The following is a 14,761-nucleotide window of genomic DNA, read 5'->3' as shown; positions in this document are numbered from 1 at the left end:
TCACTGTCCTTCCCGGTCGGATACGACCGAAGCGTATCGATTCCCACCCGCCCGGCCACCCGCGGCGGCCGGACCGTCGTGCCGCGCTAGCCGTCCACCGAGGCGTGACCTCCGGTGGACCCGAAGCCCCCCTCGGCCCTCACCGAACCGGGAAGTTCCGCGACCTCCCGGAAGCGGACCCTCTCGACCTGCTGGACGACCAGTTGGGCAATCCGGTCGAAGCGCTCGAACCGCACCGTGTCGCGCGGATCGAGATTCACCACGATCACCTTGATCTCTCCACGGTACCCGGCATCAACCGTCCCCGGGGCGTTCACAAGCGCCACTCCGCAGCGGGCCGCGAGGCCGGAGCGGGGGTGCACGAAGGCCGCGTACCCCTCGGGCAGCGCGATGGCCACGCCCGTGGGCAGCACGGCCCGCTCACCGGGCTTCAGTTCGCAACGCTCGGTGGTGCGCAGATCGGCCCCGGCGTCCCCGGGGTGCTCGTACGCCGGAAGCGGTACGTCGGGGTCGATGCGGCGCAGGGAGACGTCCAGCGGGGCGCTCACGGGTTCACCTCGAAGGCGCGGGAGCGCCGGATCTGGTCCGGGTCGCTCATGGCGGCCCGGATCTCCTGCTCGCGGCCGTGCTCGGTGAAGTGGTCGACCTTCACCTCGACGAACAGCGCCTCCGCGCGGACGGCGACGGGGCCCTCGGGACCGCCGATGCGGCCGGTCGCGCGGGAGTAGATCTTGCGTCCGGCGACCGCGGTGACCTCGGCCTGAAGGTGCAGCACGGTGCCGACGGGCACCGGGGCGACGAAGTCGGTCTCCAGCCGGCCGGTGACGGCGATGGTGCGCAGCAGCCAGTTCAGCGAGCCGAGGGTCTCGTCCAGGGCGGTGGCCAGCACGCCGCCGTGCGCGAGGCCGGGGGCGCCCTGGTGGGCGGGCTGGACGGTGAACTCGGCGGTCAGCGAGACGCCGTCGCCCGCGCGTGCCTCCAGGTGCAGCCCGTGCGGCTGGCCGGGGCCGCAGCCGAAACAGTGTTCGTAGTGGGCACCGAGCGGCTCACCGGGCGCGGGGGCGTCGGGATGCCGGACGGGGGGTTGTGCGTCGGCGGGGGGCTGGAGGCTGGCTGAACTCACAGGCGCAGACCTTACCGTTCCGCCCTGTGGCCGCCACCACGCCGCCGCCCCGGCGTCCGGGATGTCCGTCCACCGTGCCAAGCTTGGCTCATGCAGCCCTCCGCCGCCCCCTACGAAGAACGCCTGACCGCCCCGCGCTCGTGGTGGCTGATCAGCGTGCTCGTGGGCGTCTCCTTCGCCCTGATCCTGCTGCCCTTCGGCACCCTGCCGCTGCTCGGCGGCCTGGTCGGCGGCACGGCCGTCGCGGCGGTGATGGCCAGCGCGTACGGCTCCCCGCGAATCCGTGTGGTGGGCGACGCGCTGATCGCGGGCGAGGCCCGCATCCCGGTGTCGGCGCTCGGCGCGGCCGAGGTGCTGGACCCGGAGGAGGCCCGCGCCTGGCGCACGTACAAGGCCGACGTGCGCGCGTTCCTGCTGCTGCGCGCCTACATCCCGACGGCGCTGCGGGTCGAGGTGACCGACCCCGAGGACCCGACGCCGTACCTGTACCTGTCGACGCGGGAGCCGGAGAGGCTGGCGGCGGCCATCGCGGGCGCGAAGACCCCGGCCGCCTGAGCCGCGCCGTACCGGCGGTACGTCAGCTGCCGGTGCCCTCCGGGTATCCGGTGATCCTCAGCGGGTCCTCGGGCTCCTCCAGCGGCGGCAGGTCGGCCAGCTCGTCCCAGGGGACCTGGCTCTTGCGCAGGTCGGCACGCACGCGTGCGGCGAGCTTCCTGGTGTCCTTGCGGTTCATGACCGCGCCGACGGCGGCGCCGACCATGAACGGCATCAGGTTGGGCAGGTTGCGGACCATGCGCTTCATGATCTGCTGGCGCAGTTCGCGCTTCATCCGGCCGCTGAGGGCGACGTCGACGGACGCCGGTTTCATCACGTCGATGCCGCGCTCCCCCGACCAGGAGGCCAGGTACGCGGTGCTGCGGACGCGGAGGCCGCCGGGCGGGCGCAGGCCGTAGACCTCGTGGAGTTCGGCGATGAGCTTCAGCTCGATCGCGGCGACCCCGGTGATCTCGGCGGCCAGCTCCGTGGGCATGGCGGGTGGCACGGGGAGCATGGCGGCGGCGCCGATGCCGGCGCCGACCGTGGAGGTACCGGCGGCCGCTCCGGCCACCAGTTTGTCGGCGAGCTGCTCGGGCCCGAGGCCCGGGAACTGCCGCCGCAGGGTCGCCAGGTCGCGTACGGGCACGCGCGGGGCGAGGTCGATGACCCGGTCGGCCACGTAGGCGAGTCCCGCGCGGGCGTGCGTACCTCCCCTGCGGGCGCCTTCGCGGGCCAGCAGGCCGGCGCGGGCGCGCATCGCCGCCGCGCGGCCGGGGGACTCCCCCGTCCGTGCCGCGTCGCTCTCTGACGCCGGTTCGAGCGAGGCCCCCGGTCCGGCGGGGCCCCGCTCGTCTTCGTCACGTGTGCCGTGCGAGCTCTTGAAGAGCCCTTTGTCCGCTCCCGGAAGGTGGAAGCGGCGCTTCCGCGGAGGGGTCGAGCCAGTCACGGCCGACCCGCCCCTAGTCGCAGTCGCGGCAGATCGGCTGGCCGTTCTTCTCACGGGCCAACTGGCTGCGGTGGTGGACCAGGAAGCAGCTCATGCAGGTGAACTCGTCCTGCTGCTTGGGCAGCACGCGGACGGCCAGTTCCTCGTTGGAGAGGTCGGCGCCCGGGAGTTCCAGGCCCTCAGCGGCCTCGAACTCGTCGACGTCCACCGCGGAGGTGGACTTGTCGTTCCGGCGGGCCTTCAGCTCTTCGAGACTGTCCGAGTCGACGTCGTCGTCGGTCTTGCGTGGAGTGTCGTAATCGGTTGCCATGTGTCGCTCTCCCCCTCTGGGTGTCTGCGGTGTCTTCAGCGCACGTAACGCGTGAGAGGCCGGACTTGTGCCCGACCTGAGGCGGAGATTTTGCCTCACATCAAGGTCTGTTACTCAATCGACACCCAACCCGGCCCCTCGTGAGTGATCGGCTTGGATGGCGGTGAGGACCGTACACGGTTCGAATGCCGCACCTCAAAGGCGCCTCACCGTGTACTTCCCGTGATCAGGAGCCTTGAAAACCCGGATTTTCCCGGCTTTTCGGCCCCCTTCATGATCACGGAGGGTGCATGGCCGGAAATCCGCCCATGTGATTGATCACACAGGGAAAACCTCTTTCGGTGCTCGGAAAATTCCGCGCGAAGCGAACATCCTCCGCGAGTGTCCGGATCTGTGACAAGCGCGGTCACAACGGCAGCGTCACCCGCATCACCAGACCCCCGCCCTCGCGCGGAACAGCGGCGATGTGCCCGCCGTGCGCCCGCGCCACGGACCGCACGATGGACAGCCCGAGCCCGACCCCCTTGTCGCTGCCCGTACGCTCCGTGCGCAGCCGCCGGAAGGGCTCGAAGAGATTGTCGATCTCGTACGCGGGCACCACGGGACCGGTGTTGACTACCGTCAGCACCGCGCGGCCGTGCTCGACCGCCGTGGCGACCTCCACCCAGCCGCTCTCCGCCGCCTCGCCCTCGCGCTGCGTCTCGTCCGGGGCCACGTTGTAGCGCACCGCGTTCTGCACGAGGTTGAGCGCGATGCGCTCCAGCAGCACGCCGTTGCCGCGCACCACGGCGGGCTCCAGCTCGCTGCGGATCTCCACGCTCCGGGCCTCGGCCTCGCCGCGCACCTGGTCGATGGCCTGCCCGGCCACCTCCGCGAGGTCCACCGGTCCCCGCTCGACGATCTGGTTGTCGCTGCGGGCGAGCAGCAGCAGGCCCTCCACCAGCTGCTCGCTGCGCTCGTTGGTGGCCAGCAGGGTCTTGCCGAGCTGCTGGAGCTCCACCGGGGCGTCCGGGTCCGAGAGGTGGACCTCCAGCAGGGTGCGGTTGATCGCCAGCGGGGTGCGCAGCTCGTGCGAGGCGTTGCCGACGAAGCGCTGCTGGGCGGTGAAGGCCCGCTGGAGGCGCTCCAGCATGTCGTCGAAGGTGTCGGCCAGCTCCTTCAGCTCGTCGTCCGGGCCGTCCAGCTCGATCCGGCGGGACAGGTCCGACCCGGCCACCTGGCGGGCGGTGCGGGTGATCCGGCCCAGCGGGGAGAGCACCCGGCCGGCCATCGCGTAGCCGAACGCGAAGGCGATCACCGCGAGGCCCAGCAGGGCCAGCAGCGAGCGGCTCAGCAGGTTGTCCAGGGCCACCTGGCGCTGATGGTCCACGCACTGGCTGATCGCGGTGTTGAAGTCCTGGAGCGACAGGCTGGTGGTGTTGTTGATCGCCGGGCAGTTGCTGCTGGAGACCCGGAGGTCCTGATAGCCGACGATCTTGAACAGCGGCTGGTTGCCGGTGCTGATCGCCTGCGCGGCCAGCAGATAGATGATCGACAGCAGCAGGATGCCGGCGATCAGGAACATGCCGCCGTAGAGCAGGGTGAGCCGTATCCGGATGGTCGGGCGCAGCCAGGGGAAGGGCGGCTGGGGGCGGGGGTCCCAGGTGGGCTTCGGGGGCGTCTGGGGCGGTGCGGGGGTGGCGGCCACGGCGGATCAGATCCGGTAGCCGGAGCCGGGGACCGTCACGATCACCGGGGGCTCGCCGAGTTTGCGGCGCAGCGTCATCACCGTCACCCGCACCACGTTGGTGAAGGGGTCGGTGTTCTCGTCCCACGCCTTCTCCAGCAGCTGCTCGGCCGAGACGACCGCGCCCTCGCTGCGCATCAGGACCTCCAGCACCGCGAACTCCTTCGGCGCGAGCTGGACCTCCTTGCCGTCGCGGAAGACCTCGCGGCGGTTGGGGTCGAGCTTGATGCCGGCCCGCTCCAGGACGGGCGGCAGGGGCACGCTGGTACGCCGGCCCAGCGCGCGCACGCGCGCGATCAGCTCGCTGAAGGCGAACGGCTTCGGCAGGTAGTCGTCGGCGCCGATCTCCAGGCCCTCGACGCGGTCGCTGACGTCGCCCGAGGCGGTCAGCATCAGCACGCGCGTGGGCATCCCCAGCTCCACGATGCGGCGGCAGACGTCGTCGCCGTGCACGAGCGGGAGGTCGCGGTCGAGGACGACCACGTCGTAGTCGTTGACGCCGATGCGCTCCAGGGCGGCCGCCCCGTCGTACACGACGTCGACGGCCATGGCCTCCCGGCGCAGTCCGGTGGCCACCGCATCGGCGAGCAACTGCTCGTCCTCGACGACGAGTACACGCACGTCGCTAGTCCTTCCTGAAGTCCGCCCGGGTGGGCCGCGCCGGGGCGCGGGCGGGCGGAGACTGCCGTGGGATCGGGCCCCCATCCTGCCCTTTTCGGCCATAAGTCGGCTGTAAGCCGGGAGCGGGACCGCGAGAAAGGACCGAGAAGGGATCGGGAAAGGAACGTGACGGAGGGGGCGGGACGAGAATGCCGGAATTTCTCCCGTCGGCGAGGTTTCCGCGCGGAAGCGGGCGGGGAGGACGGCTTTACACCCCGCGATCACGCTCTGCATGTGCCGCAGCACCATGCGGCACCCCGCGATCACTCAGCGGAGCGGGCGCGGGTGTCCGGCACCGTCGCCGCCCAGCAGGGCAGTGCTGGGCACTCGCGGCGATGATCGCCCCTTCTTGAACCTGGCACACCCCGTGCCACCCGACCCACGACCCAGGACGAGGGGGCGCAGCATGGACGCTTTCACCACGGGACTTCTGCAGCGCATAAAGGCGACCGAGTCCGATCTGACGCGGGCGCGTGACGAGGGGGACGACTTCCTCGTCGAGGTGGAGCAGGGCGAGCTGGACGACCTGCGCCGCCTCGCCGCCGAACACGGCGTCGAGGTCGGGGTCACCCCCGCCTGACCGGCGCCGGGGCCCAGGGCCGGGTCAGTCCTGCCAGGCGCCGAAGTCCCCCAGCAGCCGCTGGAGGGGCTCGAAGACGGCCGGGGTACCGGCGAGCGTCAGCTCGGCCGAGGGGTGCTCTCCTGGCCGCCCACCGGTCACGGCGCCCGCCTCCCGCGCGATGAGGTCCCCCGCGGCCACGTCCCACGGGTGGAGCCCGCGCTCGTAGTACCCGTCGAGCCGGCCGCAGGCCAGGTCGCACAGGTCGATCGCCGCCGAGCCACCGCGCCGGATGTCGCGGACCAGCGGGATCAGCCGGGCCGCGATCTCCGCCTGCCGGGCACGGACCTCGGTGACGTAGTTGAAGCCGGTGGAGACCAGCGCCTGGTCCAGCGGGGCCGGCGGGCGGCAGACCAGCGGGCGCTCGCCCTCCCACGCGCCGGTGGCCCAGGCGCCCCCGCCGAGCACGGCCTGGTAGGTCTCACCGCGCATCGGGGCCGCGACCACCCCGGCCACGGTCTCCCCGTCCACCTCGGCCGCGATGGACACGGCCCAGGTCGGCAGCCCATAGAGGTAGTTGACCGTGCCGTCGAGCGGGTCGATCACCCAGCGGACCCCGCTGGTGCCCTCGGTGCTCGCGCCCTCCTCGCCGAGGAACCCGTCGTCGGGACGGCGCCCGGAGATCAGGTCCACGATCAGCTTCTCGGCGGCGAGGTCCATCTCGGTGACGACATCGACCGGGCTGGACTTGGTCGCCGCCACCGCGAGATCGGCCGGCCGCCCGTCCCGCAGCAGCGCACCCGCCTGCCGGGCGGCCTCCTGGGCGAGATGGAGCAGTTCGGAGTGGAGGGGATCGAGGGGGGCGGTCACGGGACTCCTCAGGCGAAGGGGCTGTCGGCGCCGGCGGCGGCCGGGCGGGGGGCGCGGGCCGGGCAGCAGCCGACCGGGCACACGTTGTGGCTGGCCCCGAGCGGGCCCAGGACGCACGGCGTGACCTCCTGGCCGCGCTCGGCGCCGGACCGCTCCACGACGAGGTCACGGACGGCGGCGGCGAAGCGCGGGTCGGCGCCCACGGTGGCCGAGCGGCGCACCGGCAGGCCCAGTTCCGCCGCCTTGGCGGTGGCCTCGGTGTCGAGGTCGTAGAGGACCTCCATGTGGTCGGAGACGAAGCCGATGGGCGCCATGACGACGGCCGGGACCCCGGCGGCGTGCCGCTCCTCCAGGTGGTCGCAGATGTCCGGCTCCAGCCACGGGATGTGCGGGGCGCCGGAGCGGGACTGGTAGACGAGCTGCCAGGGGTGGTCGACACCGGTGCGCTCACGGACGGCGTCCGCGACCAGCTGGGCCACGTCCAGGTGCTGGGCGACATAGGCGCCGCCGTCCCCGTGGGCCTCGACGGGGCCGGAGGTGTCGGCGCCGGCGAGCGGGATGGAATGGGTGGTGAAGGCGATGTGGGCGCCGTCGCGCACCTCGTCGGGCAGGTCGGCCAGCGAGCGCAGCACGCCGTCGACCATGGGCTCCACGAAGCCGGGGTGGTTGAAGTAGTGCCGGAGCTTGTCGACCTTCGGCGGCGTCAGCCCCTCCGACTCCAGCGTGGCGAGCGCGTCGGCCAGGTTCTCCCGGTACTGGCGGCAGCCCGAGTAGGAGGCGTAGGCGCTGGTGGCGAGGACGAGCACGCGGCGGCGGCCGTCGGCGGTCATCTCGCGCAGGGTGTCGGTGAGGTACGGCTGCCAGTTGCGGTTGCCCCAGTAGACCGGCAGGTCGAGACCGTGGCCGGCGAAGTCCTTGCGGAGGGCGTCCAGCAGCTCGCGGTTCTGCTCGTTGATCGGGCTGACGCCGCCGAACAGGAAGTAGTGCTGCCCGACCTCCTTGAGGCGTTCCTTGGGGATGCCTCGGCCGCGCGTGACGTTCTCCAGGAACGGGACCACGTCGTCCGGGCCCTCGGGGCCGCCGAAGGAGAGCAGGAGAAGGGCGTCGTAGGGGGTGGCATCGAGCGCGTCTGGCATGACTCGATCCTGCCACCCGCCACTGACAGGCGGGAAACGGCACGGGGGTGCGCCGGAAAAGCAGGTCTTCACACTGATTCGTCCTGGGCTTCGATCGGGATGGAAACCTGCTGCGTTAGGGTCACCTAACTTGTAAGCTGTATCCACCCACTTCGCGCCTTACTGAGCTGTCCAGACGGAGCCCCGCGTGCCCAGCCCCTACCGCGCCCTGTTCACCGAACCGGGCACCAAGAGCTTCTCCGCCGCGGGTCTCGTCGGCCGGATGCCGCTGTCGATGATGGGCATCGGCGTGGTCACGATGATCTCCCAGCTCACCGGCCGCTACGGCCTCGCGGGCGCCCTCTCGGCCACCATGGCGCTCTCCGCCGCCGTGCTGGGCCCGCAGATCTCCCGCCTGGTCGACCGGCACGGACAGCGCCGGGTACTGCGCCCCGCGACCCTGGTGGCGCTCGCGGCCGGTGCCGGGCTGCTGGTCGCCGCGCACTTCGGCCGGCCGGACTGGACGCTGTTCGCCTCCGCGGCCGGGGTCGGCGCGGTGCCGAGCCTCGGCGCGATGATCCGCTCCCGCTGGGCCGCGCTCTACGCCGGCACCCCGAAGCTGCACACCGCCTACTCGTTCGAGTCGGTCGTCGACGAGGTCTGCTTCATCTTCGGGCCGATCATCTCCATCGGCCTGTCCACCGCCTGGTTCCCGGAGGCGGGCCCGCTGCTCGCGGCCTGCTTCCTGGCCGTCGGCGTCTTCTGGCTGACCTCCCAGCGCGCCACCGAGCCGGTGCCGCACCCGCGCGAGGACCACGCCACCGGCAGCGCGCTGCGCTCCCCCGGGCTCCAGGTGCTGGTGGCGACCTTCGTGGCGACGGGCACGATCTTCGGCGCGATCGACGTGGTCACCGTGGCCTTCGCCGACGAGCGCGGCCACAAGGGCGCGGCCAGCGTGGTCCTGGCGCTGTACGCGGCCGGTTCGTGCGTCGCCGGCCTGGTCTTCGGCCTGCTGCGCTTCTCGGGTCCGGCGCAGCGCCGGTGGCTGCTGGGCGTGAGCGCGATGGCCATGAGTATGATCCCACTCCTACTGGTCGGAAACCTGGCACTTCTGGCCGCGGCACTGTTCGTTGCGGGACTGTCCATCGCACCGACGATGATCACGACGATGTCCCTCATCGAGAAGCACGTACCTCGCGCGAACCTCACCGAGGGCATGACCTGGGTGGGTACCGGTCTGGCGGTCGGGGTCGCGCTCGGCTCCGCCATGGCGGGCTGGGTGATCGACGCGGCCGGCGCGCGCGCCGGGTACGGGGTCCCGGTGGCCGCCGGGGCCGCCGCGGTGGTGGTCGGTTTCCTCGGGTACCGCCGGCTGCGCAGGCCGGTCACGGGGCGGGGAGGCACCGTTGAGCAGCACGGCGAACGGGAAGCACGGAACCTGGCGTAACTGGGGCGGCAATGTCACCGCCCGGCCCGCCCGGCAGGTGACGCCGGCCTCGGTGGCGGAACTGGCCGCCGAGATACGTGCGGCCGCCGAGCGCGGGCAGCGGGTGAAGGCGGTGGGCACCGGGCACTCCTTCACCTCGGTCGCCGCCACGGACGGGGTGCTGATCCGCCCCGATCTGCTGACCGGCATCCGCGCGATCGACCGCGCCGCCATGACCGTCACGGTGGAGGCGGGCACCCCGCTGAAGCGGCTCAACGCGGCGCTGGCGCGCGAGGGCCTGTCGCTCACCAACATGGGCGACATCATGGAGCAGACCGTCGCCGGGGCCACCAGCACCGGCACCCACGGCACCGGCCGGGAGTCCGGCTCCATAGCGGCCCAGATCACCGGGCTCGAACTCGTCACCGCCGACGGCTCGGTGCTCACCTGCTCCGCCGAGCAGAACCCCGAGATCTTCGCCGCCGCCCGGATCGGCCTCGGGGCGCTGGGGGTCGTCACCGCGCTGACCCTCGCCGTCGAGCCGCTGTTCCTGCTGACGGCGCGCGAGGAGCCGATGCCGCTCGACCGGGTGCTGGCGGAGTTCGACCAACTCTGGGCGGAGAACGAGCACTTCGAGTTCTACTGGTTCCCGCACACCGGCAGTACCAACACCAAGCGCAACAACCGCAGCGAGGGCCCCGCGCGGCCGGTGGGGCGGGCGGCCGGCTGGTTCGAGGACGAGTTCCTGTCCAACGGCCTCTTCCAGGCGGTCCAGTGGGCGGGGCGCGCCGCCCCCGTCTCCGTCCCGGCGATCGCCCGCGTCTCCAGCCGGGCGCTGTCGGCGCGGTCGTACACCGACATCCCGTACCGGGTGTTCACCTCGCCGCGCCGGGTGCGGTTCGTGGAGATGGAGTACGCGGTGCCGCGCGCGGCCCTGACGGAGACGCTGCGCGAGCTGAAGGCCGTGATCGAGCGGTCGGGGCTGCGGATCAGCTTCCCCGTGGAGGTGCGCACCGCCCCGGCCGACGACATCGCCCTGTCCACCGCGTCGGGCCGGGACAGCGCCTACATCGCGGTCCACATGTTCCGGGGCACCCCGTACCAGGCGTACTTCAGCGCGGCGGAGCGCGTGTTCACCGCGCACGAGGGGCGGCCGCACTGGGGGAAGGTGCACACGCGGGACGCCGGGTACCTCGAAGGGGTGTATCCGCGCTTCACCGAGTTCACGGCGTTGCGGAACCGGCTGGATCCGGAACGGCTGTTCCAGAACGACTACTTGCGGAGGGTTCTGGGGTAGCGGGCGCCTGGTCGGTCGCGCTCCCGCTCGGGGTGGGGGCCGGGCTGGCCGTTTCGCCGCCGGGCACGCCGCTCGATCCGTCGCCCGGGGTCCGGGTGGTCTCGGGCGTCGTCGGCCGGGTGGTGGCGGAGCCGTCCTCGGACGGTGTCTCCCCGGTGGAGCCCGTCGTACCGGACGGCGTGTCCACCGGCGTGGGGGCCTCGTCCCTGCGCTGGTGGTGGGAGGAGCCGCGCCCGCCGACCGCGTCGCTGACCGTGGTGCCCGAGCCGCCGCTGAAGCTGCTGCCGGACGCCGCCTCGTAGACGGTGATGCCACCCATGGTGACGCCGAAGACCAGCGCGGCCGCGAGCAGCGGGCGCTTCCAGCTCTTGACCTTCGCGCGGTAGACGGTGCCGTCGGTGAACTCCCCCGACGCCGGCACCGGCGCCGACGGCGACACCGACGCCTGCCCCGCCCGGCCGGCGAGGGCCGGGGTACGGGACCGGGTGGTGTCCCGGGCCTCGCGGAGCTGTTCGCCCGTGGTCCGGAAGAACTGCTGGAAGACCGAGCCGCCGCAGGTGGCGACGATGCTGACCACCCCGGCGCCCAGGATCGTGCCGTACACCCCGAAGTAGGAGGCCATCTTGGCCGCCACGACCGCCGCGAGCGCGCTGCCCGCGACCTGGGGGACGTTCAGGTCGAACCGCTTCCGACCCGCATCGGGCGTTTTACGCATACCCGGAACCCGCTGCCTTTCCCTTTGCTCGGCGTCGGCTCCTGCCGACAGGTGACGAGTGAGGGACGTGCCGGTGAAACCATTAGTTCCGTTTCGCCGGATTGCGTGAACTTCGCCACGTTGGTGACGTCCGGAACCCGCCCAGGGGCGGCCAAGTCGCACCCCGCGACAGAAGTTGACAGGCGCGCCGAACAACACGCATGGCCCGAATGGAGTACTGTTGCGAGCCCTGGGCACCGGTGTCCCATCGGGATGTCCGGAGCCCCGCAGGGCCGCCAGGAGGGGGAGAGTTGCACAGGGTGATGGAGTTCGTCACTCAGCGTTGCGAACAGGTAACCGTGCCATAACGGCGGTGCTCGGCTCGCGCCCGACACGCCGGGCAACTCGGCAAGGTTGTGGCACGTTGCGCTCGGGCAGGCCACACTCGACTAGCGGAAGCAGCGACGCACGTGACGTCGGCAGGCACCATCCGGGAGGTCCCCATGCCCGAACTGCGTGTCGTGGCCGTCTCGAATGACGGCACACGGCTGGTGCTCAAGGCTGCCGACGCGACGGAGTACACCCTTCCGATCGACGAGCGGCTGCGCGCCGCCGTGCGCGGCGACCGCCCCCGCCTCGGCCAGATCGAGATCGAGGTGGAGAGCCACCTCCGCCCCCGTGACATCCAGGCGCGGATACGAGCCGGTGCCACCGCGGAAGAGGTCGCCCAGCTCGCCGGCATCCCCGTCGACCGGGTCCGCCGCTTCGAGGGCCCGGTGCTCGCCGAGCGTGCCTTCATGGCCGAGCGCGCCCGCAAGACCCCCGTCCGCCGCCCCGGCGAGAACTCCGGCCCGTTGCTCGGCGAGGCCGTGCAGGAGCGGCTGTTGCTGCGGGGCGCGGAGAAGGACACCGTGCAGTGGGACTCCTGGCGCCGCGACGACGGCACCTGGGAGGTCCTGCTCGTCTATCTGGTCGCGGGCGAACCGCACTCGGCGAGCTGGACGTACGACCCGCCCCGGCGGCTCGTCCAGGCCGTCGACGACGAGGCGCGCTCGCTGATCGGCGAGTCCGACGACCTCGCGGTGCCGGAGCCCAGCTTCCCGTTCGTCCCCCGCATCGCACGGCTCCCGCGTGACCGTGGCATGGACCGCGCCCTGGACCGGGGCGACCGCGAGCGGCCCAGCCTGCCCGCGCAGCCGTCCGAGCCCGTCGAGGAGACGACGGGTGAACGCGACTCCCTGACCAGCCTGTTGGAGGCCGTGCCGAGCTTCCGGGGCGATCTGGTGGTGCCGGAGCGGCCGCCGGAGCCCCCGGAGGAGCCGGCCGAGGAGGTCATGGAGGAGGAGCCTCCGGCGCCCGCCGCGTCGGCCGGTTCCGCCTACGCGGACGTACTGATGCCCCGTGCCGTCTCCAGTCACCGCGACCGGCTGACCGGCGCGACGGACCGTCAGGCCGAGGCCGACGGGGTGCGCCCCGGCCGCCGGGCCGCCGTACCGAGCTGGGACGAGATCGTGTTCGGCACCCGGCGCAAGAAGCAGGAATAGCGGGACCGTGAGGGGGAGCGTACGCACGCTCCCCCTCACGTCCTCCTAGCGCGGGTCCGGGCCCACCGCGACCGGGCGGGACGGGTCGCTGGACCACTCCGACCACGAACCCACGTACAGCGCCGCCGGGATGCCCGCGACGGCCAGGGCCAGCGCCTCGTGGGCGGCGGAGACACCGGAGCCGCAGTAGACGCCGACCGGGGCGTCGCCCGAGACACCGAGGGCCTTGAAGCGGTCGCGGAGGTCGGCGGCGGGGAGGAAGCGGCCGTCGGGGCCCACGTTCTCCATGGTCGGGGCCGACAACGCGCCCGGGATGTGCCCGCCGACCCGGTCGATGGGCTCCACCTCGCCCCGGTACCGCTCCCCAGCGCGGGCGTCGAGCAGCACCCCGGACTCCGCGAGCGCGGCCGCGCTGTCCGCGTCGAGCACTCCGGTCGCCTCCGGCAGGGGCGCGAAGTCGCCCTGGGCCGGGGCCGGTACCTCCGTGGACAGCGGGCCCTCCCATGCCGTCAACCCGCCGTCGAGCACCCTCACGTCCGGGTGACCCGTCGCCCGCAGCAGCCACCAGGCGCGGGCGGCCGCCCAGCCCTGGCCGCCGTCGTACACGACGACCGGGGTGCTCGCGGAGACGCCCGCGCGGCGCATCGCGGCGCCGAACTCCGCGAGGTCCGGCAGGGGATGGCGGCCGCGCGGGCCGGGGGGCGCGGCCAGTTCCCGGTCCAAGTCGACGAAGACCGCGCCGGGGAGGTGCCCGGCCTCGTAGGCGGCGCGGGCGTCGAAGGCGGGCGCGTCCGGCGCGCTCAGCTGCCAGCGCAGGTCCAGCAGCGTCGGCGGGGTGGGTCCGGCCAGGTCCCGGGCCAGTTCGGCGGCGGTGATGATGACTGTCATGGCGCCATCCTCGCGCACGGGGTGGCCGCCACGCCCAGCTGCCACTACTCTGCTCGGCCGGACAGCCCCGATCACACGGCGTACGGTATCGGGCACACAGTGTGCGTTCGGCGGCACGCGCCGGTCATCGCCCGGAGGGCACGGCGGACGGCGGCCGACCGGACCTTCCGCCTGGACCGCGCGTCGCCACGTACCGGTGGCGGCACGGGCCCGCGGGGAGCGGATGCGACGCGGCCCCCATGAGGGACCGGAGAGAGAGTGAGCGATGACCGAGGCACCGGAGTCGGCAGGCCCACGAGCGCCCCACGCGCCCGGCACGCCGTGCTGGGTGAGCCTGATGACGCGGGCGGCGGACGCCGCCGAGGAGTTCTACGGGGCCGTGCTCGGCTGGGAGTTCCGGGCCGGTCCGCTCGGCCGCCCGGTACGGGCGTCGCTGGGCGGCCGGGAGGTGGCCGTCATCAACCAACTCCCGGCGGACGCCGGGCTGTCGGCCGCCTGGACGCCCTATCTCGCCTCGGACGACGTGGACCTCACCGCCGAGCGGGTGCGGCTGTCCGGCGGCACGGTGGCGGTGGGCCCGCTGGACGCGGGTGAGAACGGCCGGGTGGCCGTCGCCGCCGACCCGTCCGGCGCGGTCTTCGGCTTCTGCACCGCCTGGGCGCACCCCGCCCCGGCGGGCGCCCGGGGGCCGGGCATGCCCGCGTGGACCGAGCTGCGGACGGTGTCGGCGGTGCGCGTGACGACGTTCTACGCGCGGGTCTTCGGCTACGAGGCGGAGCCGCCGTCGGCCCCGGACCACATCACCCTGCGCAGCGGCGGCCGTCCGGTGGTGGCCCTGCGCGGGATGGGCCACGCCCTCCCCCGCGCCCTGGGCGCGCACTGGCTGCCGCACTTCGAGGTGGCGGACACCGACGCCACGGTCCGCCAGGTGCTGGAGCTGGGCGGCCGGGTGCTGGAACCGGCCCACGACGGCCCGTACGGGAGAGTCGCCACGGTGGCGGACCCGCAGGGGGCCCGGTTCGGCGTGGCGCGCAGGGTGGGGACGGTGCCCCGGCCGCGCGGATAG

At 72.9% G+C, this 14,761-nt stretch carries 15 protein-coding genes and 1 pseudogene; 6 read left to right on the top strand and 10 right to left on the bottom strand.

What is annotated here, in order from left to right; genetic code table 11:
- Together dut and D0Z67_RS22335 are read right to left on the bottom strand one after the other, a co-directional pair.
- Window positions 1-536 (bottom strand): annotated as a pseudogene (gene dut / locus D0Z67_RS22340) (dUTP diphosphatase).
- Window positions 537-544: 8 nt separating this feature from the next.
- Window positions 545-1,123, bottom strand: coding sequence for a PaaI family thioesterase (locus tag D0Z67_RS22335; protein ID WP_031183439.1), 579 nt, complete (start codon window positions 1,121-1,123; stop codon window positions 545-547).
- A 90-nt stretch (window positions 1,124-1,213) separates the two neighbouring features.
- On the opposite strand from D0Z67_RS22335, the gene D0Z67_RS22330 reads away from it, so the two are divergent.
- Window positions 1,214-1,678, top strand: coding sequence for a DUF3093 domain-containing protein (locus tag D0Z67_RS22330; RefSeq protein ID WP_031183440.1), 465 nt, complete (start codon window positions 1,214-1,216; stop codon window positions 1,676-1,678).
- Window positions 1,679-1,700: 22 nt separating this feature from the next.
- On the opposite strand, the gene D0Z67_RS22325 is transcribed toward D0Z67_RS22330, so the two are convergent.
- The 4 genes from D0Z67_RS22325 to D0Z67_RS22310 form a co-directional block, all read right to left on the bottom strand.
- Window positions 1,701-2,606 carry a hypothetical protein gene (locus D0Z67_RS22325; protein WP_031183441.1) on the bottom strand — a complete coding sequence of 302 codons (906 nt, stop codon included), beginning with the start codon at window positions 2,604-2,606 and terminating at the stop codon, window positions 1,701-1,703.
- Window positions 2,607-2,619: 13 nt separating this feature from the next.
- Complete coding sequence (locus tag D0Z67_RS22320) at window positions 2,620-2,916, bottom strand: DUF4193 domain-containing protein (protein WP_005481602.1); 297 nt, start codon at window positions 2,914-2,916, stop codon at window positions 2,620-2,622.
- A gap of 406 nt (window positions 2,917-3,322) precedes the next feature.
- The gene (locus D0Z67_RS22315) at window positions 3,323-4,603 is read right to left on the bottom strand and encodes a sensor histidine kinase (protein ID WP_031183442.1); all 1,281 of its coding nucleotides are present in this window, start codon (window positions 4,601-4,603) and stop codon (window positions 3,323-3,325) included.
- A 6-nt stretch (window positions 4,604-4,609) separates the two neighbouring features.
- The gene (locus tag D0Z67_RS22310) at window positions 4,610-5,263 is read right to left on the bottom strand and encodes a response regulator transcription factor (protein WP_007387794.1); all 654 of its coding nucleotides are present in this window, start codon (window positions 5,261-5,263) and stop codon (window positions 4,610-4,612) included.
- Between the two features lie 445 nt (window positions 5,264-5,708).
- Between D0Z67_RS22310 and D0Z67_RS29740 the strand changes: the two genes are divergently transcribed.
- Window positions 5,709-5,882, top strand: coding sequence for a hypothetical protein (locus tag D0Z67_RS29740; RefSeq protein WP_165425622.1), 174 nt, complete (start codon window positions 5,709-5,711; stop codon window positions 5,880-5,882).
- A 24-nt stretch (window positions 5,883-5,906) separates the two neighbouring features.
- On the opposite strand, the gene D0Z67_RS22305 is transcribed toward D0Z67_RS29740, so the two are convergent.
- Both D0Z67_RS22305 and D0Z67_RS22300 read right to left on the bottom strand, forming a co-directional pair.
- On the bottom strand, window positions 5,907-6,731 hold the full coding sequence (locus D0Z67_RS22305) for an inositol monophosphatase family protein (protein ID WP_031183443.1): 825 nt from the start codon (window positions 6,729-6,731) through the stop codon (window positions 5,907-5,909).
- An 8-nt stretch (window positions 6,732-6,739) separates the two neighbouring features.
- Complete coding sequence (locus D0Z67_RS22300; protein ID WP_031183444.1) at window positions 6,740-7,867, bottom strand: ferrochelatase; 1,128 nt, start codon at window positions 7,865-7,867, stop codon at window positions 6,740-6,742.
- A gap of 187 nt (window positions 7,868-8,054) precedes the next feature.
- On the opposite strand from D0Z67_RS22300, the gene D0Z67_RS22295 reads away from it, so the two are divergent.
- Both D0Z67_RS22295 and D0Z67_RS22290 read left to right on the top strand, forming a co-directional pair.
- The gene (locus D0Z67_RS22295) at window positions 8,055-9,293 is read left to right on the top strand and encodes an MFS transporter (RefSeq protein ID WP_031183445.1); all 1,239 of its coding nucleotides are present in this window, start codon (window positions 8,055-8,057) and stop codon (window positions 9,291-9,293) included.
- The gene (locus tag D0Z67_RS22290) at window positions 9,253-10,569 is read left to right on the top strand and encodes a D-arabinono-1,4-lactone oxidase (RefSeq protein ID WP_031183446.1); all 1,317 of its coding nucleotides are present in this window, start codon (window positions 9,253-9,255) and stop codon (window positions 10,567-10,569) included. The genes D0Z67_RS22295 and D0Z67_RS22290 overlap by 41 nt, the downstream gene beginning before the upstream one ends.
- Here the strand turns inward: D0Z67_RS22290 and D0Z67_RS22285 are convergent.
- Window positions 10,496-11,284, bottom strand: a complete 789-nt coding sequence (locus tag D0Z67_RS22285; RefSeq protein ID WP_078873646.1) for a hypothetical protein — start codon at window positions 11,282-11,284, stop codon at window positions 10,496-10,498. The genes D0Z67_RS22290 and D0Z67_RS22285 overlap by 74 nt on opposite strands.
- A gap of 482 nt (window positions 11,285-11,766) precedes the next feature.
- Here D0Z67_RS22285 and sepH point away from each other — a divergent pair, with 482 nt between their 5' ends.
- Complete coding sequence (gene sepH, locus D0Z67_RS22280; RefSeq protein WP_031183449.1) at window positions 11,767-12,807, top strand: septation protein SepH; 1,041 nt, start codon at window positions 11,767-11,769, stop codon at window positions 12,805-12,807.
- Window positions 12,808-12,852: 45 nt separating this feature from the next.
- Here sepH and D0Z67_RS22275 read toward each other — a convergent pair whose 3' ends face one another.
- Window positions 12,853-13,695: a sulfurtransferase gene (locus tag D0Z67_RS22275; RefSeq protein WP_031183450.1), complete on the bottom strand. Its 843-nt coding sequence runs from the start codon at window positions 13,693-13,695 to the stop codon at window positions 12,853-12,855.
- Window positions 13,696-13,960: 265 nt separating this feature from the next.
- On the opposite strand from D0Z67_RS22275, the gene D0Z67_RS22270 reads away from it, so the two are divergent.
- Window positions 13,961-14,761 carry a VOC family protein gene (locus D0Z67_RS22270; protein ID WP_031183451.1) on the top strand — a complete coding sequence of 267 codons (801 nt, stop codon included), beginning with the start codon at window positions 13,961-13,963 and terminating at the stop codon, window positions 14,759-14,761.

The sequence above is a fragment of the Streptomyces seoulensis genome, from assembly GCF_004328625.1.
Taxonomy (GTDB): Bacteria; Actinomycetota; Actinomycetes; order Streptomycetales; family Streptomycetaceae; genus Streptomyces; species Streptomyces seoulensis.
Note: the sequence above shows the minus strand (reverse complement) of the source record. Positions and strands in the feature narration are given on the sequence as shown.